General features: G+C 44.0%; 19 protein-coding genes. 9 read left to right on the forward strand and 10 right to left on the reverse strand.

Annotated elements, in window-relative coordinates; all coding sequences use genetic code 11:
- Positions 1–419 precede the first annotated feature (419 nt).
- Positions 420–1,370, reverse strand: a complete 951-nt coding sequence (locus tag ACL6C3_RS23190; protein ID WP_413161507.1) for a serine hydrolase — start codon at positions 1,368–1,370, stop codon at positions 420–422.
- A 156-nt stretch (positions 1,371–1,526) separates the two neighbouring features.
- Here ACL6C3_RS23190 and ACL6C3_RS23195 point away from each other — a divergent pair, with 156 nt between their 5' ends.
- From ACL6C3_RS23195 to ACL6C3_RS23205, 3 genes are all read left to right on the forward strand, one after another.
- A complete protein-coding gene (locus ACL6C3_RS23195; RefSeq protein ID WP_413161508.1) occupies positions 1,527–2,273 on the forward strand; it encodes an NlpC/P60 family protein in 747 nt (248 codons plus the stop codon).
- 178 nt (positions 2,274–2,451) lie between these two features.
- The gene (locus ACL6C3_RS23200; RefSeq protein ID WP_413168398.1) at positions 2,452–3,384 is read left to right on the forward strand and encodes a lysylphosphatidylglycerol synthase domain-containing protein; all 933 of its coding nucleotides are present in this window, start codon (positions 2,452–2,454) and stop codon (positions 3,382–3,384) included.
- A 509-nt stretch (positions 3,385–3,893) separates the two neighbouring features.
- A complete protein-coding gene (locus tag ACL6C3_RS23205) occupies positions 3,894–4,205 on the forward strand; it encodes a helix-turn-helix domain-containing protein (protein WP_413161509.1) in 312 nt (103 codons plus the stop codon).
- A gap of 278 nt (positions 4,206–4,483) precedes the next feature.
- On the opposite strand, the gene ACL6C3_RS23210 is transcribed toward ACL6C3_RS23205, so the two are convergent.
- A complete protein-coding gene (locus tag ACL6C3_RS23210; protein WP_413161510.1) occupies positions 4,484–4,699 on the reverse strand; it encodes a hypothetical protein in 216 nt (71 codons plus the stop codon).
- Between the two features lie 3 nt (positions 4,700–4,702).
- The gene (locus ACL6C3_RS23215) at positions 4,703–6,568 is read right to left on the reverse strand and encodes a S8 family peptidase (protein ID WP_413168399.1); all 1,866 of its coding nucleotides are present in this window, start codon (positions 6,566–6,568) and stop codon (positions 4,703–4,705) included.
- Between the two features lie 128 nt (positions 6,569–6,696).
- On the opposite strand from ACL6C3_RS23215, the gene ACL6C3_RS23220 reads away from it, so the two are divergent.
- The 4 genes from ACL6C3_RS23220 to ACL6C3_RS23235 all read left to right on the forward strand — a co-directional run bounded on the left by ACL6C3_RS23220 (position 6,697) and on the right by ACL6C3_RS23235 (position 9,509).
- Positions 6,697–7,122 carry a hypothetical protein gene (locus ACL6C3_RS23220; protein WP_413161511.1) on the forward strand — a complete coding sequence of 142 codons (426 nt, stop codon included), beginning with the start codon at positions 6,697–6,699 and terminating at the stop codon, positions 7,120–7,122.
- 294 nt (positions 7,123–7,416) lie between these two features.
- Positions 7,417–7,914: a hypothetical protein gene (locus ACL6C3_RS23225; protein WP_413161513.1), complete on the forward strand. Its 498-nt coding sequence runs from the start codon at positions 7,417–7,419 to the stop codon at positions 7,912–7,914.
- A gap of 91 nt (positions 7,915–8,005) precedes the next feature.
- Positions 8,006–8,893, forward strand: coding sequence for a hypothetical protein (locus tag ACL6C3_RS23230; protein ID WP_413161515.1), 888 nt, complete (start codon positions 8,006–8,008; stop codon positions 8,891–8,893).
- Positions 8,894–9,005: 112 nt separating this feature from the next.
- Entirely contained in the window at positions 9,006–9,509 is a 504-nt protein-coding gene (locus tag ACL6C3_RS23235) for a hypothetical protein (protein ID WP_413161517.1), read from the forward strand.
- A 124-nt stretch (positions 9,510–9,633) separates the two neighbouring features.
- On the opposite strand, the gene ACL6C3_RS23240 is transcribed toward ACL6C3_RS23235, so the two are convergent.
- Positions 9,634–10,053, reverse strand: a complete 420-nt coding sequence (locus tag ACL6C3_RS23240; RefSeq protein WP_413161518.1) for a DNA-binding protein — start codon at positions 10,051–10,053, stop codon at positions 9,634–9,636.
- 292 nt (positions 10,054–10,345) lie between these two features.
- On the opposite strand from ACL6C3_RS23240, the gene ACL6C3_RS23245 reads away from it, so the two are divergent.
- The gene (locus ACL6C3_RS23245; protein ID WP_413161519.1) at positions 10,346–10,768 is read left to right on the forward strand and encodes a DUF2996 domain-containing protein; all 423 of its coding nucleotides are present in this window, start codon (positions 10,346–10,348) and stop codon (positions 10,766–10,768) included.
- 151 nt (positions 10,769–10,919) lie between these two features.
- Positions 10,920–11,321: a peptide-methionine (R)-S-oxide reductase MsrB gene (gene msrB / locus ACL6C3_RS23250; protein ID WP_413161520.1), complete on the forward strand. Its 402-nt coding sequence runs from the start codon at positions 10,920–10,922 to the stop codon at positions 11,319–11,321.
- 159 nt (positions 11,322–11,480) lie between these two features.
- On the opposite strand, the gene ACL6C3_RS23255 is transcribed toward msrB, so the two are convergent.
- The 6 genes from ACL6C3_RS23255 to kaiB form a co-directional block, all read right to left on the reverse strand.
- On the reverse strand, positions 11,481–11,783 hold the full coding sequence (locus tag ACL6C3_RS23255; protein ID WP_413161521.1) for a 2Fe-2S iron-sulfur cluster-binding protein: 303 nt from the start codon (positions 11,781–11,783) through the stop codon (positions 11,481–11,483).
- Positions 11,784–11,914: 131 nt separating this feature from the next.
- Positions 11,915–14,902 carry a TolC family protein gene (locus tag ACL6C3_RS23260; RefSeq protein WP_413161523.1) on the reverse strand — a complete coding sequence of 996 codons (2,988 nt, stop codon included), beginning with the start codon at positions 14,900–14,902 and terminating at the stop codon, positions 11,915–11,917.
- A gap of 152 nt (positions 14,903–15,054) precedes the next feature.
- A complete protein-coding gene (locus ACL6C3_RS23265) occupies positions 15,055–16,383 on the reverse strand; it encodes a TIGR03279 family radical SAM protein (RefSeq protein WP_413161524.1) in 1,329 nt (442 codons plus the stop codon).
- A gap of 171 nt (positions 16,384–16,554) precedes the next feature.
- Positions 16,555–17,424, reverse strand: coding sequence for an undecaprenyl-diphosphate phosphatase (locus tag ACL6C3_RS23270; protein WP_413161526.1), 870 nt, complete (start codon positions 17,422–17,424; stop codon positions 16,555–16,557).
- Between the two features lie 175 nt (positions 17,425–17,599).
- Entirely contained in the window at positions 17,600–19,165 is a 1,566-nt protein-coding gene (gene kaiC, locus ACL6C3_RS23275) for a circadian clock protein KaiC (RefSeq protein ID WP_413161527.1), read from the reverse strand.
- A gap of 167 nt (positions 19,166–19,332) precedes the next feature.
- Positions 19,333–19,647 carry a circadian clock protein KaiB gene (kaiB, locus tag ACL6C3_RS23280; protein ID WP_009782897.1) on the reverse strand — a complete coding sequence of 105 codons (315 nt, stop codon included), beginning with the start codon at positions 19,645–19,647 and terminating at the stop codon, positions 19,333–19,335.
- Positions 19,648–19,662 lie beyond the last annotated feature (15 nt).

Here is a 19,662-nt window from a genome sequence, read left to right on the forward strand (position 1 = left end):
ATTTCGCATTTATAAAAATTCAAAAAATTAATTCAAAAAATTCAAAGAGTACAAGCGTCTGGCTTGCTTGATTTTTTTGGGTGGGTTGTCTGTTGATTTCATATGATCTCCGGTTGATTAATTTTCTTCGGGTTGTGGGGCGGGTTTAATTCAATCTTGGAGTGGTCGTCAACATCAATCCAGAACCCGCCCCTACATTACAATCATTGATTAGTTGGATATCATATGATATCAAGTTGATTAATCCCTGTTCTGGAGTGGGGCGGGTTTAATTCAATCTTGGAGTGGTCGTCAACATCAATCCAGAACCCGCCCCTACATTACAATTATTGATTAGTTGGATATCATATCAAATAAATAATTATAGACCAATTCAATTGAATTCATCTCGGATAAAATAGCAGATTTTCGGGATAAAATTACTCCTGAGTGAGACAAACCGTTTTCATCGCTTCGACGACTTGTTGAGAAACAAAAGGTAACAGTTCAATATTACGGCTTTGGGCTTTCCCTTCCGTAAAAACGACAAGTAAATAAGGAAATAAACCGGGAATTTCGATATAAGCCGCATCGTGACGAACTTGACTGGTAAAACCCGCTTTTGACCACAATTTAGCATTTCTTGGTAAACCACAGCCCAAAAATTCAGTCACCTGATTTTCCGGATCTTCTGCCAACTCCGTCGGGTCAAGACTGCGTTTCATCAACTTCATCATCGCTTGAGAAGCTTGAGGAGAAGCCGCAATTCCGCCAACAATACTATGCAATAATCGGGCCGTTGCGTTGGTCGTCAACATATTGCGATTTTCCAACAATTCTCCCAAAAATTCTCGTTCACGACCGTAGGCGCCATCACACCATGTCTTTTGATTGACATTAATCGATTGAAGTTCCGGCCAATTGAGAGATTGAAAATAACGGTTGATGAGATTTCGTTGGGCTTTCCAAGTCTCAAAGGGTCCCGGCGCTAACTCCGGGCCACTGGTCGTCCCGGTTAACACATCTACCACCAGGCTAGTCGCGTCATTACTCGAATCTACTATCATATCATGTGTCGCCCGTTCTAACTCGGCAGAAGTGGCGATCATTCCTTTTTCCATCCATTCGTACAGGGCTACCAAATAAAACAACTTGACCACACTCGCCGGATAAATGCGTTCAATCCCCCGATAAGCGAACCCACGAACGGGATATTTCCAAAATTCCGCAGGAGTTAACGCCCCTCCCGTATTGACGGGAATGGGGGGATCGTAGACAACCCAAGTCATGGCAATTTGATCGGCAGCTAAAGCTGGAAATTTGGCGCAAGTTGCCTCTATAATGCCTTTGCCCAAATTTTCGAGTTGTTCGTCGAGATGAAAAAATGTCATAGCAGAGGATAAAAAATGGGGAATGGGAACAAAAAATTGGGTAGTGACTCAAGTCTGTTATATTTTTCTACCTATTAGATGTCAGTTTTTACAACCATTAACTGGCGATGATCTAAACCGAGGCTGTCCCGACATCAAACGGATCACTACCAACCCATGACTATTGACTCATTATCAGACATTGTAGAGTATCGCTGCAAAGGGAATTTGAATCTGTATGATTCGACCGACTGCCAAGCGTTGGCAACCCAAGCCGCGACCGGACGACAGTTGCGGGTGCATCGCCGAGATTTGCAAAACTCACTCAACCGTAAAGCCATTCGGGTTCAACTCTGTGAAGATGATTATCCCGGTTGGTTGGCTTTGGCCGATTTAGATCGGATTGAATTGGCTACAACTCCCTATCAGTATCGACCCGTGAGTGAAGCGGAGATTCGATCCAAATTACCGGCTGTGATTGCTTTTACTTATGAAGCGATGAACACACCTAATTATTACTTATGGGGGGGAACGGTTGGGCCAAATTATGATTGTTCGGGATTAATGCAAACCGCTTTTGCTTCACAAGGAATTTGGTTGCCTCGGGACGCCTATCAGCAGGAGGGTTTTACTAAAAGTATTCCTCTTGACAAAAATCAACTCATGCTATCTTGTTTAGAAGTTGGAGATCTGATCTTTTTTGGAACCCCAAATAAAGCGACGCACGTCGGATTATATTTGGGAGAAGGGTGTTATATTCATAGTTCTGGGCCAAAAAAAGGTCGAAATGGCATTGGAATTGACGTTATATCAGATCAGGGGGATATAGTAGGTCAGGGATACTATCAGCAGTTACGGGGTGCAGGCAGGGTTGTGAACAGTTATCAGTCGATGGGTTTAGCCCACTTCTCATCGGAAGATTAACTCAAAAAAACTTCTTCTGAAAACGTGAAGTTTGACGGTTGCATCAGAACTGTTATTGATGTTTGTTGAGATTCCCATTGTCTAAGCTGTTTCAATTTATTGTCTGAATGTTGATGTAATTATGATTTTTTGGAAAACCTACAAAACCAGCCCGTCTGTTGATTTTGGTAAAAACCGCATGAAGAAAATTTTATCGATCTTCAAACCTTATCTTCGCTGGTTAATTCTCGGATTAACAGCATTCTTCCTCGTTCACACTTTAAAAAAGAACTGGGCAGAAATTGCTGAAATTCAGATGAACAGCAGAGGATGGCTTTGTCTCCTGCTGGCTTTTACAATCACAACAACGGCTCATTTTTGGTCGGGATGCGTTTGGTTATTAATTTTGCGAGAATTTAATCAAACCATTAAACAACGTTCCGGATTGCAAATTTATCTCAAAACCAATATCGCCAAGTATTTACCCGGAAATATCTGGCATTTTTATGGTCGAATTACAGCTATAAATAAAGCCGGTGTTTCTCTCGGGCCTGCCACAGTTAGCGTTTTACTTGAACCGCTTTTAATGGCTTCTGCTGCTTTGGCGATCGCTTTAATTACCGCTCAACAAAAATATTGGGGTTTGCAGATTCTTTGTTTGCTGGTTGTACTCACGGGCGTTCATCCTCGGATTTTAAATCCGGTTGTTAATCACTTGAGAAAAGTCAAGTGTAAAGTGACTTCTTCCGAGAATCCATCCGTGTTTTATTATCAGTTAGAACGTTATCCCTTGCGACCCTTTTTAGGAGAAATGGGATTTGTTATACTCCGAGGAATGGGATTTTTACTGACGGCTTTGGCGTTAATGCCTTTTTCTCCTCAGCAAATTCCTTTATTAGTTAGCGCTTATAGTTTGGGTTGGTTACTCGGTTTAATCGTTCCCGGAGCGCCCGGAGGTTTGGGTGTGTTTGAAGCCACTACTCTCGCCCTTTTAGAGTCTCATTTTTCCCCCGGACTTTTACTGAGTTCAATTGCTTGTTATCGAGTGATTAGTATATTAGCAGAAACTTGTGGGGCTTTATTCGCCGGAATCGATCAACATTTTGTCGAAAATCATAAGCCGATTATCTAATTGTTAATGGGGATGGTTTCTCTTGCTCTATTTTTTATCATCAGGAGTGCATCCTATTTTCCTGGGGTTGATGACTATCATTTTTGAGACAAAACCCGATTTAAGCTTTAAGTAGAGTATTAAATTGATTTTGTACTTTTCAGAAACTTGACGATAAACGACTGAAAAAATAAAATCTGACTACTCAACCTCTTGACAAAAAGAATTCGTTGTGATAAATTATTTGTGATAAATTAAATGTTATCAAAATCGGAGCCAACCATCCGAACCTTGAAAACTGAATACACTGCTAGGTTTTGCGTCATAACATTACCTGTTCTCATTCAAATGTTTAATTTATATGAGTAAAGTATTTGTATTCAATAAAAAAATATATTTATTTAAAATAAAAACTATAATCTTTTAAAAGTTATCTCAGAGAGCAGTAATGTAATGTTAGCAACTAGCAGCGTTGTTCAGTTATATATCATCCTAATATTATATTAAATTAATTCTATAAATTCTAAATTATGAGCTTGGAAAGTCTCAGAGCAAAACTTCTTAGCGATCCCACTGTAAAAGCCCATTACGAGGAAATCAAACCCGAATTTGATGCGGCTAAAGCAATTATCGCTATTCGACGTAAGTTAGCACTCACTCAACGGGAATTAGCTGAAAAAGCGGGAATTAAACAACCTCAGCTTGCTAGAATTGAGTCCGGTAAACAATCACCAAGGTTAGAGACAATTGCTGCGATCGCCGCGAGTGTGGGGTATGCGGTAGAGATCAAGCTTGTACCTCTAAACCCGTCAGAAGAAACCGACGAACAGCACTTAGAATAAAATGTAAAATATTTATGCGCCAGTGTTTTAACCCCGATTGTCTTTTTCTTTTAATCCATTTTTAGTTATTTTTTTTGTATCTTCCGAGGTATACTTTTTCATAAAACCCCCGCTATTTTTTGAACTCGTTCTGCACGAAACCCAACAAAAACCCAACAAAAACTTTATCAATCTCAACCTAAAAACTGGCAAAAATATTGATTCGATTCTTGTTCAAATGGGGCTGTAGCCGCACCGAAATACAACTACAACCCCTTCAAAAACTGCCAACCCGGAAATTAATCCTTCACTTCAAAAGATTGAACTTCTAACACCGGACCAATCATAGCAGTTGTAAAAACATCAGAGCGAACTTCACCTTCAACCTCAACCTTTAACCCCTTCTTTTTGAGGTCAGAAGGCGCATCTTTGAGTTCGTAGGTTTTGTCATCCGTCACCAGCGCCCAGGTGCCAGTTCCGAACCCTTTGTGTTCAATTTTGCCTTGAACTTTCATCGTTTATACCGTCCTTGTTTCAGCTTTTAGTGCCAACGAAGCCAATCCCAAACACAACAAAGCATTAACGGCGAGGAAACCTTGGGCAACAATTCCCGAACCCAATCCCCAAACCGCAGGGGAAACAACCGCAGAAACGCCCAAACAACTGGCGACACCAATTGTAGTCCCGATCGCGATCCATTTCCAAGTCGGATGTCCGAGAAGCAAAACAACCAGAATAGCCGGAATGAATACACTGGCAAAAATCGGATTTAACAGACTATTTCCAGCGATCGCATTACCCAATTCCGGAACCGAACTTCCCATCATTCGCATCGGCCATTGAGGAAGATCAAAGATATAGAAACCTCGCAGGAAAAATAACCCGCTAGAACCCGCAACCAACCCACTCATCATGGAAAAACTCCACTGGAAGGGGAAATAATTCCGCAGGAACCAAGCCAACATATAGGAACCCAACACCATCGCAACTTTCGGTAACAACGCCACAGCGCCGCCATCGATCCAAAAACGAGGATTGAGATAACCATTATCCCGCAGCCACCGGAAGAAGTCGCGGAAAGTAATCTGTCCTTTTAACGCCAGTTGTACGGCATTTCCCGCATCAACATGACCTGCACCAAAATGGTTAAGGGGATCTTCCGTCACCTTGCGAGCCGACTCTTTGAGAATCCGGCTAATTTCTTGGGGTTCACTAATACCCGATGCTTTAATTAAAGCGGCAATACCCGCAACGTGAGGCGATGCCATACTCGTTCCTTGAAATGCAGCAAACGTCGCGCCGCCGGTGGTCAGATCGATAGTTTCTTGAAGAATACCGCCTGCGGTATTTTCACCTTGAGTTAACCCGCCAGGGGCAGCAATATCAACCCCGGCACCATAGTTAGAATAGGGGGTTTTGTTGCCGGTCGAGTCCAAAGCCGAAACCCCGATCACCTTCGGATAACGGGCCGGATATCCCGCCGCATTTTGTCCCGAGTTACCGGCTGCGGCCACAATTACAACGCCTTTATCATAAGCGTAATCAATCGCCTCCTGCATTAACTTGCTTTCACCGCCGCCGCCGAGACTCATATTAATCACGTCGGCGCCGTTGTCTGCGGCAAATTTAATCGCTTCGGCAATATCAGCAACCGTACCGCCACCGCTAGCACTGAGGACCTTTAACGGCATGATTTTGGCTTTGTAGGCGACTCCGGCCACCCCATAACCGTTATTGGTGGACTGGGCAACCGTTCCCGCGACATGGGTACCGTGACCGTTATCATCGGAGGCGTCAACGCGATCGTTAACAAAATCGTAGCCCCGAACAAAATCGGTATCTTTGAGATCGGGAACTTTACTGACTCCGGTATCGATCACCGCAACGGTGACGCCTTCGCCTTGGGTTTCATTCCAAGCCGTTTCGATATTGATGCTGCGGAGGTTCCACTGTTGACCGTAAAACGGATCGTTGGGAACGCTATGACTAAAAAACCCATCCTTGGGAATTTTCTCATAGGGGGAAACCGCATCGTACAGAACACCGTTATCAAACTTCACGCTATAGTTAGCGGAGTAGATATAGTTGGGTTCAATGTATTCGGTGCTTTTACCCAGAGATTTTCTCAAGGATTTCAGCAATTGTTTGTCACCCCGAACAACGTAAACGTTGTCTGCGGGGGAGAATTCGCTGTTAAGAGAGGGAATGACTTGATATTTTTGGGCGATCGCCTGAATTTGATTGCCAATATCAGCTTGCCCGATCTCCTCGCGAAAGTCGAGTACAATCGAATCGTATGTGCCTTGGGTAGCCAGACCGGAGAAGTTCGAGACGGCCCAGCCTAGCCCAATTAAGAATAAGCACAGCAGAAAAAATCTTTTCATCATTATTCGTCGGTGCGTTTTGGGTTATTCGTCGAAGGAGTCCCAGACAAATAACGTCGTTATCCCATTGTATCTACCAGAATTAGTAACGAATCACGGATTGAGTGCCAATTTAGTCAGGGTCAGTTATGGAACGAGGTTTATTTTGGCTTCCGCTATTAATTGTTTTCTTTTGGTTGGCGTGGTCTGGTTGGAATGAATACCAAAAGGTTGAAGCCTACAAGGAGTGGGCGAAAGGGTTCGATAACGCTAAATATGATATCTATGCGGTACTGGGGTTAAAGGGAACTGAACTTACTTGGGGAAAACCGACCCGCACGGGGCCTGTTAATCTAGAAACCCTGTCGTTGGAGGATGTACAATCAATTTGGCTCGTTGTTGATCATCATGCGGTTGATTTGGATTCTCTGCCTGAAAAGGCTAAAAGCGTAGAGTTAGAGTTTCAGTTGAAAGAAGAAGCAACTCCGGTTAGGGTTCCGTTTACTGAGGTTCCTCTGGGTGCTAAATGGGCGAATTTTCTCAACGAACAACTTGAAAAAGCCAATAGCCAATAGACAATCTTGTTACAGTAGGGGCGGGTTCTAAATTAATTTATGTTTCTCATCAATAACCTTGCTAAACCCGCCCCCTCCCAACCGGTTATCGGGTAGGGCGGGTTTATCTAACTTACTGGTGGGAAATATAGATCATTTTAGAACCCGCCCCTACAAACCCGACACCTGACACCGGACACCTGAGACCTGTTCACGGTCTAAATCCTTCCTTAAGAAGATATAAACTGTTCGATAGAGTCATAAAATGGAGGGGGAATTTTTTTGGTTCCTCTACCCTGTTTTACCCAGAGTCATATGATCTTAAAACGTTTACCCAATATTCTTATCGCCTGTATATTGGCGTTGTCGCTGTTGGTCTCCGGTTGTGGTTCAACGACGACTTCTGCACCCCCAACCGTTGGTCAACCGACTTCGGGCGGCCAAACGGTGGCGGCCGAACCGGTTTCTGGTGGTCAGTTTAACAAGTTCTTTCCCAAAACGGAGGGAGATTATCAACTGAATTTTCGTCAAGAAAAAACCGGGTTTGCTCAGGCTAAACTCTCTCAAGGCGGTCAAGAAGTTGCTTTACTTTCTATTAATGATACCGCCAATAATCCGGCTGCGGCTTCTAAATTTGAAAATAGCACCAAACAGGTTGCGGGTTATCCGGCCATGACGGTCGGTAACAATTCAACTGCTATTTTAGTCGCCGACCGCTATCAGGTGAAAGTGTCTTCTCAGTCCTTGAGTGAAAGCGATCGCGAAAAATGGTTAACTCAGTTTAATTTAACGGGTTTAGCCCGGGTTAAATAATCTCTAATTTTGAAAAAAGAACGGTTGAGTTGATCTATTTTTTTTGAGTTTAAATTGACAAAATTACCCCTTATTATCGAGGTAAATTATTGTGAGCAAATCAATTATTGAATTAGTCGATGATCTTCCGACGGGCGGCATGACCGTTATGGTATTGAGAGGTTTAGATTTTGCGGTTCCTGGCGAGTGGGAAAATGTGGTTGGTTTTGCCAATACCGTTGAAAAATACACCGGAGAAACCGATCCGGCTTTGGTTCAACAAATTAGCGAACGGGCTTTATGGTTATATAATGATAAGTCTGAAGGATATCAACGGGCGCTGTGGTTATATCAGACTATTGATAGCGCTGGAACGGCTTTGGGAACGGCAGCTTTAGCGAATAAAATTGGGGAACAGGTTAGTTTTTTGGGGATTTTAAATAAGTTAACTCCCAAAGCGGATAAAGCGCAGGCGATTGATTTATCTTTAAAAGTTGTGGTTGAATTGGTCGCGTTTTGTCAAATTAATGGCATTCCCGGCGATAGTATTGGCGATTTTGTTGGGGCTTTATCGGACTATGGCGGCGAAGCGTTGATGCGGATGGCGGCGCTGGTTTGTTTGGATGGTTTGATTCCTTTGGGGCCGAATTTTCTTCAGGCGGTTTTAACTAAAATTGACAGTCTCACGCCGAAAGAGTTAGAGAAAAACGAAGGTTTTAAACGCATTAATCCCCTCATTCCAGGAGAAAGTTCGGAAGGGAAATTAAACTTTATTCAAGAAAGCGTTCAGTCGGTAACGGGTTGGATGGGTAATTTTGTCGCCCAACGGGATTTAACTCCGGAAAAAGTGGTGAATAATCTGCAAAATTTTGTGGATATCAGCAACGATAAACTTGATTATGTAGCCGCCTTTTTGGATATGACCACTAATTATTACACCCACACCGGCGTACAAACCTTAACCCGCCGTTTGGTTGAACGGGCTTATGCGGAAATTTAACCGTTAAAGTCGAAGTTTGACGGCCTGTCGTTTGACGCGCTCTAACCTCTGAATTACAATCCAACTACTGAATTTTATATCCAAGTTTTTTAGTCAGGAGTTGTATTGTCAAATGAGCGCGAAATTTTTTCTAACCGGGGCTACAGTTGTCGCTGTAATCTTGTTGGGAAATCGGGGCGGGATAGCCGAGTTGAAAACGGTTTCAGTCGTTGAACTGGCTCACGAATCTCACGGAGATCAGAGTCACGGAGAGGGGATGAATCACCATCACGAACCGATGGAAATACCCGAGGGTCAACCCATTCCAACGGTTGATTTAGTGGTTCATCCTGATAGCGTTAAAGGATGGAACCTGGAGGTAAAAGTCTCTAATTTCCGCTTTGCACCGGAACACGCCAGCGGCGACGCCCGCCCCGGAGAAGGACACGCTCACTTGTACGTTAACGGGGAAAAAATTACCCGAATTTATGGAAATTGGTATTATCTCGGTTCTCTCTCACCCGGACAAAATCAACTGCGGGTAGGTTTAAGTACCAACGATCATAAAGATTTAGTTCATCAAGGTCAACCGATTGAGGACGTAGAAATGATTCAAGTGGAGGCTTCAGCCAATTAAACCGCCCGACAACACCAACAAACCGGGTTGATAACCGACGCGGAGGATTGTAGGCGAAGCTGTAATGAGATCAAGTTCGGTTGAATACCGATTATAAAAGTGTGGAGAGATCAAGAGATTTTGACTAACCGACGACATTAACATCATAAAAGGTTTCAATCCAAACCCTCGCACCACAAGGGAGAGGTTTATCGGGACGATAGACAACACGACATCCTCCCGGTATTTCGACAGTATGCCCGTAAGTATTGGTGTTGCGCGTTTTGACCGTAATCACGGGAAGTTGTTCCTGGTGTTTTTGATTTTGCCGAATTCTGTGAGAATTAACGTGAACAATCTTTTTTGCAGGCTTTTTGAGATTGCACCAACGGGGAGCCGGCCCTCTTGTACCTCGCTCAATTATGGGTTCGCCCTTAACGAGGGGAATGAGCCACATTTTCCCGGTCTTATAGGCACCTTGGACTCGGCCGGCGATTAGGAGAACTCGCAGTCGAGCGGTGGAGATTTTTAGAATACGGGCTGCTTCTGTAGTACCGACTATCATTGAACTAGAAAGCTATAGTAATAGTTTTAAATGTCTATAGCTAAATTATAAACGATCTGCGGATCAATAATCAATGATCTGGCTATTTGAATTTGATATAACTCTCTTTTTTTGGCATCGACTAGACTTCCGCTCAGAGAACGGTATAATATGATGGGCATTGCTCCGAAGTTCGTAGCAGTCAGTCAACGGATAATTTCTAAGTTCAGTTTTCTCGGATTTGGAGAAAAAACCGCGATTCTGATTGCTGATTCTCGTGAGTTGTTGCTGAGATTTGAGCAAGGAAATATCAATGTCAGAAGAAACTGAATCTAAAAAGCCAGCCGCAGCGAAAAAAGAAAAGCCGCCCGCCGTCGAAGATAAACCGTTTCCCGAGTTTATCGAACAGGATTATATCCCCGCTTTGCGAGAAGCTTTAACCAACGAAGGTCTTGAAGGCTTGGAGTTGAAATTTGCCAAAGAAAAGCTTCCCGCCAGTTTAGGAACTTCTGAAACTTGTTGGCAAGTTATTGGTCAATGGAAAGGGGGTAAACGCTTTAATGTTTACTTTCCCAATGAAGATATTAAAGCTCAAAAACTCTTTACCTGTACGAATGGTTCTCAACCGAGTACGATTGAATCGTTTTTGGGAGATGAACGCCGGATAAACCTGGGGTTGCTTGTCTTTGGTGTGGTTCAGCGTTTGAATGCTCAAAAGTGGTTAAATCGCAATTAAAGAAGGCACAAAGATAATTTTCAGACTAAATTTAGACGATTTGAAATTGGAGAGTCTTCTCCTTTTTTTTGAGTCCTGGTAATTGTTAAGTTTTGTGAAAAATATTATAATAGAAGCATAAATAGAGTTATGAATTACCCAGTCTAAAACTATGGTTGAGAAAGTTCAAAAATCGGAACAGGAGTGGAAAGAACAACTCACTCCCGAACAGTTCAAAGTCACCCGCAAACACGGAACAGAACGAGCCTTTACGGGCAAATACCACGACAACAAAAAACCCGGAACTTACAAATGTGTCTGTTGTGGAACCGAGTTATTCACCTCAGATGCCAAATATGATTCGGGGACGGGTTGGCCGAGTTTTTGGAAACCCGCAAGCGAAGAAAATATTGCTTACAAAGAAGACAACAGCCTGTTTATGAAACGGACAGAAGTCTTATGTGCGGCTTGCGATGCTCATTTGGGTCACGTGTTCAACGATGGTCCGGCGCCCACCGGTCAACGCTACTGCATGAACTCCGCCGCCCTGGATTTTGTTCCCGCCGAGTCCTAACCTCAGAGGTGGGGAGGTGGGGAGGTGGGGAGGTGGGGAGATAGGGAGGTAGGGAGGATTTTTATTAACAAAAAGCTATTTTTCATGTTTAAAAAAGTCCTCTTCCCATCCCCCCATCACCCCATCCCCCCATTCCCCATTCCCAAGGGGGAATTACAGTTAACGTTTGGGCTTTGTATTAATGGAAACCGGGCCGTTAACGAGAGTTTGGCAAGCCAATCTATAACTATCCGGTTTCTTCTTGAGAATGCGCTTTTCGGCGTCGGTGCGGGGTGAAAGATTGTCCATACCTTCAACAACTTCTACAATACAAGTCCCACATTGACCGTAGCCGCCACAATTCATCATTTTTCCCATAAAGGTATAAAGGTCAATTTGCTTCTCTAGGGCTTTAATCCTTAAGTTGGCTCCATCTGCGGCGATGACTTCCTGATTTTCGTTGACAAATTTAATGTTAGCCATTAGAGATTCCTAAATCCTATTTTCCTCAAGTTATAAAAAAATGTTAACAAAATCGGGCATCCTTGGTAATTATGTGGTAATCGTACAGAGTAGAAAACACCCGGATTTCAAATCATACCGGACGAGATGCCTTAGGGTACGGCTTGCAAGTTGTTATCGGGAAGATTGCTCACCGCCCGTTGCAAACGGGACAAAGAACGGTTGTAGCCGATAATCGCTTGTAGCAACTGGTTTTGAGCGCGAGTCAAATCGGTTTCTTGGTTAATTACATCAAGCTGAGTTCCCACACCCGCCTGAAACCGCAACCGAGCCAAACGTAACGCTTCTGTGGCTTCTTCAACCCCCAAATTGGCGACCCCAATATTTTCAAACGTCGCCTGCAAATCATAAAAAGCGCTTTCCACCTCTAAGCGAATATCATTCCGCAGTTCAGAATAGCGCTCCTCGGCGATCGCAATATTAATCTCCTGCTGACGAGCATTCGCTTTCGCCAACCCACCATCAAAGAAATTCCAGCGCATTTGTAACTGAATATCATAACCATCCGCCCAACCTTGGTTGGCAAACGGATCGCTGTTATCATCAAGTCGCCCCAAAACATTATAATTCGCAGTGGTCGTTAAATTCGGTCGTTGGGCGGCACGGGCGGCAATTCGTCTTTGTTCGGCGAGGTTGCGGTTAACCAACTCCTGTTGTAACTCCGCTCGGTTATTGTAAGCCAAGACAATACTCTCATCCAACGTCAAACCCCAAGCGCCGGCCAGAGAGATCGCATCGGCCGCAATCAAGTTAACATTTTGACTAACATTCAAAATATTCGCCAACTCACGCCGTCGGGTTCTCTGGTTGCTGATCGCATTAGTTAAATCCTGCTGAACCCGCGATAACGTAACTCGCGCCTGCAACACCTCAAACCGAGTTCCTACCCCCGCTCGTTCCAACGCTTCCGCATCTTCCAAACTCTTTTGAGCGTTGCGAACCGCAGCCCGTTGAATCTCAACTTCTGCGTCTGCCTCCTGCAAATTATAATAAGCTTCGGTCACATCCAGACGCAACTGTTCGACACTGCGCTCAAACTCCAACCGAGCCAAACGCAACTGTTCTTCTGCGGCTTTAATTCGCGCCCCACGCGCCCCGCTCAAGTCAAAATCATACTGAAGTTGTAAGGTATTCTGAAACGTCGTCGAACCAAACGTTCGCGAAAGAGTGATGGCTTGTCGCAGTTCCTGTTGCTCTTCTCGGTTTTGGTTTTCTGCTCGAATCCGTTCATTTTCCGCTCGAATCCGTTCATTAGCTTGTTCGGTTTCACGGTTTCTCGCCGAGTTAACAATATCTTCACCCGCACTAAAACCCCGACTAATCGTTGAAATCCAGCTTAAAGTCGGATAAAGATCGGCTTGGGCTTGTCTGAGGGCAGCTAAGTTTTGTTCGACTTGCAGTTCAAACACCCGAATTTCTTCGTTGTTACGTCGAGCTAAGTCTACCGCTTGCGGTAACGTAATCGGTACGGTTTCCTGAATTTCCACTTCCCGAGGTTGATTGGGAGTATACAACGGATTAGAACTCGGTAAGGTAATCGGGGGGGGATTGGTTCGTAAGGTGCCGTTGGGTGTCGGGAGCGGATAGGGTCCTTCGGGGGGACTGAGATCGGGGACTTCTAAGGTGGGGGAACCGTTGGTTTGAGCAATTTGGGGGGGGTTTCCAGAAATGCTTTCGGGAAGCACTCGCGGTAGTTCAAGTAAGTTGGGTGTTTCGTTGCCAGATGTCTGCTGACTGTTTAAAGGGGCTGTCTGCTGAGTGTTTAAAGGGGCTATCGGGGAGGGTGGCGAGAGTCTGGATGTTGTTGGGGTTGTTGGTATCGAATCTAATGAGGTGGGGATGCTATTGTTGCTCAATGTAGAAGGTTGAGCCGGATTTTCTTTAAATACGGTTTCGACTGAAGACTGAGAATCTTCTACTGTCGCTTGGTTTGAACCCGTTGAACCGAAGTTATTTAAAATCGCCCCTTGTGAAGTTGAACCGGTTTGAGTTGTTGGTTTTTGCGGATTTTCTTTAAATACGGTTTCGACCGAAGACGAATTATCTTCTACTGTGGGTTGGTTTGAACTGGTGGAAGCCAAGTTATTAATAATTGCTCCCCGAGAGGTTGAACCGGTTGGAGTTGTTGGTTTTTGCGGATTTTGTTTAAATACGGTTTCGACCGAAGACGAATTATCTTCTACTGTGGGTTGGTTTGAACTGGTGGAAGCCAAGTTATTAATAATTGCTCCCCGAGAGGTTGAACCGGTTGGAGTTGTTGGTTTTTGCGGATTTTGTTTAAATACGGTTTCGACCGAAGACGAATTATCTTCTACTGTGGGTTGGTTTGAACCCGTTGAACCGAAGTTATTTAAAATCGCCCCTTGTGAAGTTGAACCGGTTGGAGTTGTTGGTTTTTGCGGATTTTCTTTGAATGCGGTTTCGACTGAAGACGAATTATTTTCTACTGTGGGTTGGTTTGAACTGGTGGAAGCCAAGTTATTAATAATTGCTCCCCGAGAGGTTGAACCGGTTTGAGTTGTTGGTTTTTGGGGATTTTGTTTAAATACGGTTTCGACTGAAGACGAATTATCTTCTGGTGTGGGTTGGTTTGAACTTGAAGCAATAAATTTATCGAGAATTCGTTGTAAGGTTGAATCTGTAACCCCTGCTAAGGTTAGATTTTGCTTCAACCCATGAGAAAGGGAAGATTGGGCTTTATTGAGTGTTGTCGGGTTTTCCTCTGGGGTTACAGTTGTGAAATTATTGATAATCGCTCGTTGAGAAGTCGGTTTCTCTGGAGTCGGTTTGGAGGGATTTTGTTTGATAGAAACGGCTACAGTATCAGAAACAGAATCCTGCTGTGAGGCTTCTGGTGACACTTGCGAGGATTGATGGGAAGGTGGGGTTGCATCGGCGTTAGATGGGGCTGATTGAGGTTTAACGGCATTTTGCTTAAAACTCGTCTGGGAAATAGAGTTTGGACCCGATGTCCTCTCCGTCGAGTCCACCGAGATGGGGACAGCTATTCCTTGTCCTAAATAGATAAATGTAATGGCTCCGCTCACTCCCACAGCCAATAAATTTTGAAAAACAGGCATAATTTTTTTACTGCGTCTGCAAGTCCAGAAACAATTTTAGTGCAATCAGGGTATGCTGCTACACAGAATCGAGTTGGGAAAGCCGGACATACTAAAGTGTTGTAGTCTAATCACAACTACAAGGGTCCGGTTTTACGATTGTGCCAGAACGGTTAATCGTTCAAAGCGGTTGAGATCAATGCTTCTACGTCTGTCACCGGCAAAATCCGGATGTTTAGTTGTTGAGACAGTTCGGCTACACTCATATCATCGAGAAACAGCGTATCTTCGTGTTTGAGCATCACCGACGGAAGTAAGATTCCATCGCCTAAATCTTTTCCTTGTAGACCCTGAAGTAAATCTTGACCCGTCAGCAAACCAGTAACGGTGATGGTTTGTCCCCAGTATTGACTGCACAGGGCAACCATGTCAACCGTTAATCCCGAAATTTGGTTTAACCGTTCAACGACAGGTATAAATGCGACCTCGACTGCATTTCCCACAACCCAAGTGAATCTTCTCGGGGTTTGTCTGCGATCGGGAAATTTAGCGATCGTCTTTTCAAATTCTAGCAAAAATTTCCGAATTGAACCCACTCCGTTCCCAATTTGCGGATAATCTTGATAGTGGGAAGTTGGGGGTAATTCTTGACGGCCTATTAAAAACCATTCATCAGCCAACCACACACAATTTCCCTGTTTTTGTGCAAGTTTTTGTTGTATTGTTTGCACTTGAGCGATCACTTCTATAGCTTTTTCTGGAGTAACGGGTATCAATTCATCTTCGGGGGGACGAAACCGAGTTAACCCCACCGGAACCACCGCAACCGACGCAACGGTGGGAATTTCTCCGCTATGAAATTCGGCTAAATCTTGCAAAGTTTTTTCGAGATGTTCGCCATCATTAATCCCCGGACAAACCACAACTTGTGCGTGAATTTGCAGGCGATTTTCTTGAAACCATTTTAACTGTTTTAAAATTTCACCCGCCCGAGGATTTTTTAACAGTCGAATTCTCACATCTGCTTCTGTTGCGTGAACGGAAACATAAAGCGGTGAAAGTCGCATTTGAGCGATTCTTTCCCATTCTCGGGTTGTTAAATTGGTTAAAGTCAGATAAGAACCGTATAGAAAACTCAGCCGATAATCGTCGTCTTTGAGATAAAGTGTTTCTCGTTTTCCGGGGGGTTGCTGATCGATAAAACAAAACGGACAGCGATTATTACACTGAATTAAACCATCAAATAATGCGGTTTCAAACTCCAAACCCAAATCATCATCGTAGTCTTTTTCTATTTCGATTTGATGAATTTTTCCCCGACTATCAACGACTTCGAGTTCTAAAATTTCATCGGCGCATAAAAATTGATAGTCGATTAAATCTCGGGGATGTTGTCCGTTAATGGAAACAATCGCATCTCCGGCTTCAAAACCAATTTCAGCCGCAATAGAATCGGGAATAACGTTAGTAATTCGAGCGGGACGAATAGAACGGGTACTCATATCAAATCCGGTAGAATAAGAAGTCGATCGCTAAAAGAGGAAACAGTTTTTTGACCCAGTAGGGGCGGGTTCTGCAATTATGTAGATCTTCCCATCAGCAACCTCTATAAACCCGCCCTTCTCAGCGTCAACTTTTCTTTGTTAACTGGTGAGCGCTCGTCGGTGAGTGTTTTAACTATTTTCGATAGCGCCTCCAGCAACCGCCGCGATAATGGCGACTCCAAAAGCCAATCGATACCAAACAAATATCCAAGTATTCTGAGTTTGTAAATAACGAATCAACCAAGCGATCGCCAGATAGGAAAATAGGGCGGATGAAAGAATACCGGCGACCAGAGAAACGCCGCCAATATTACCCAATCCATCCTCTAATAACCCTTTTAATTCTACCAAACCCGCCAGGGTAATTGCTGGAATTCCCAGAAGAAAGGAAAATCTCGCCGCCGTTGCGCGTTCAAGTCCGATAAAAAGACCGGCGGTAATGGTGGAACCGGAGCGAGAAACGCCGGGAACCAAAGCCAAAGCTTGAGCCAATCCCATTAATACACCGTCTCGCACATCTAGCTGTTCATAAGTGCGCTTGCGGGTGCCGATTTTTTCGGCTAATCCTAACAATAATGCCATCACAATAGAAGCGATCGCAATTGAAAGGGTACTGCGTAGGGGTGAGTTATCAAAATCGGGAATAAATACTTTAATTAACAGGCCAAAAAAAACAATCGGTATCGTTCCCAAAGCAATTCCCAAAGCCAGACGGAACTCGGAAGATTGATAATCGGAACGGGTAATGGCTTGAAATGCACCAACTGTAACTTGTGTCAAGTCTTTCCAAAAATACCACAGCACGGCGGCGATACTTCCGAGTTGAATGACTGCGGTAAAGGCGACGCCGGGATCTCCCCAGCCCAAGGCTACGGGGACAACCTTTAAGTGAGCGGTACTGCTGATGGGTAGAAACTCAGTGAGTCCTTGCACCATCCCTAAGATGATCGCCTCAAATAGATTAATATCTGTTGTTGTGACTACAGTTGATGGTTCCACGAGTTTTTACAGTGAAAATTTGAACGGTGGGGGGTGAACATTGTCAATAGTGTATCACCTAGTAATAGTCTGGCATTCTCCTTTAGCAACGGCAAGTCTAATTTTATAGAAACAAATTTGAGATTTTGAGAGCGTTTCACCGCACGCGCCAACCCATCCCCCAAACGGAGTTCATTTAATCATCTACGTCGTCACCTTTTCCCTGTACCCCTTCAATAATGCGAGAAAGTTCGCTCTTTTCATTGATACTAATACGAGTCGGAGAACCGCTAATAATCCGTTCATAATCGCGGAAAGAATCGGTAATGTGGGGGCCTCTTTCGGTAATTGTATATTCTCGAATGCCTTTATCGTGCCAGGAACCTCTCATTTTAAACACGTTAAGAGCGCGAGACATTTCCCCTCTAATTTCTACATATTGCAACATCAAAATCGTGTCTGTAATTGTAGAAATATGGGAATCGGTAATCGAATGAGACCCCATAAATTGATCGGTTGTGTTGGTAAAAAATCCGGTGATTTCTTCTTGTTTGGCGTATCCCGTTACCCCGATCACAAACTGACGAAAAGCATTGTTACTCACCCCTCGCGCCAGAGCGGATAAAGAGTCAATGGCAATGCGGGAGGGTTTAAATTCGGTGATTTCCGATTTGATAATTTGGAGATGATCTTCCAATCCGGCCGACTCGGGATAACTACAAAGAATTCTCAATAATCCTTTGCGTTCCATTCCTTCAAAATCAATCCCCCAAGAGTTGGCATTTCTCAACAATTGAGCGCGAGATTCTTCGTAGGCAAATAACATCGCCCGTTCGCCGTTTTTGCAAGCGTTATCGAGGAAAACGCTAACTAATAGGGTTTTTCCTGTACCGGTCGCGCCGGTTGCCAAAATAATAGAATCTTTGAAAAATCCACCGCCGCACATTTTATCGAGGGTTTCATTTCCAGAAGAAACTCTCGCATTTGAGGAGCGTTGAGTCAGTCGCATTGCGCCTAAGGGGAAGATACTAATGCCGTTATTGGTAATCGTAAAAGGATATTCTCCTTTCATGTGGGTGGTGCCTCGAAGTTTGAGGATTTCAATCGTTCGACGGCGACGTTCTCCTTCTAAAGCGTTGCGAACAATCATCACATTATCGGAGACAAATTCTTCCACGCCAAAGCGAGCCACCGGGCCGTATTCTTCCTCTCGTTCGGTGGTCATTACGGTGGTGGCGCCGACTTGTTTTAAACGGGCGACCAGGCGAAAGATTTCGCGTCTAACGACCCCTGCGGCTTCGTATTGTTGAAAAACGGCGGTCACGGAGTCAATAGAAACTCGTTTGGCTTTGTATTTGCGAATAGCATATTGAATGCGTTCAATCAGGGCGGATAAATCAAAGTTTCCAACAATATCCTGCCCTTCGGGATCGGGAGAAGCATCCAAAATAAACAGTTTTCCTTGTTCGACTAATTCTTGTAAATCCCAACCAAAACTGGAGGCGTTTTTAATAATATCATTAGGAGATTCTTCAAAGGTAACAAAAATACCGGGTTCATCAAAATAGATAATTCCGTTATAGAGAAACTGAACGGCGAACAGAGTTTTACCGGTGCCGGATGTCCCGCTAACTAAAGTTGTTCTTCCTAAGGGCATTCCCCCGTGACTAATATCATCAAATCCTTCGATCATCGTTCGGATTTTCTGAACGCCAATCAGTTTACGTCCATTTGTCTTTGCGTCTTGACTGCTTTCACTCATAATCTTTAGGTTTTAAAAATCCACCTCGAATGCTAGAATACAATTTCCCTATTGCTACATTTACCACAAAACATGGATGGACTGTACAGATTGTTGGCTGAGATGTCAAAGGTTAGGGGATGTACTCAGCAACCGGCCAGACTATTATTTTTACACATGGATACACCTTAGAGGTTGAGTCCATCGTCGCCTAACTCTTCGTAGAGTAAGTCCAGTCCAATCAAGACTTTTTCGCGATCGGAGAGGTCTCCAATAATTTTTCGCACGGGCGGAGGTAAAATCTTGGAAAGGGTGGGGGTAGCGAGAATTTTGTCTTCCTCAGCCAGTTGAGGATTTTTCAGGACGTCAATGACTTTTAACGCATAGACTCCCTGAAACTCTTGTTCTAAAATTTCTTTGAGGGTTTTCAAGGCTCTGACCGAGTTGGGGGTATTTCCCGCCACGTAGAGTTTGAGAACATAGGTTTTCTTTAAAGGACTCATAGAATGTCATCGATA

It is taken from the genome of Capilliphycus salinus ALCB114379 (genome assembly GCF_047276495.1).
Classification (GTDB): domain Bacteria; phylum Cyanobacteriota; class Cyanobacteriia; order Cyanobacteriales; family Microcoleaceae; genus Capilliphycus; species Capilliphycus salinus.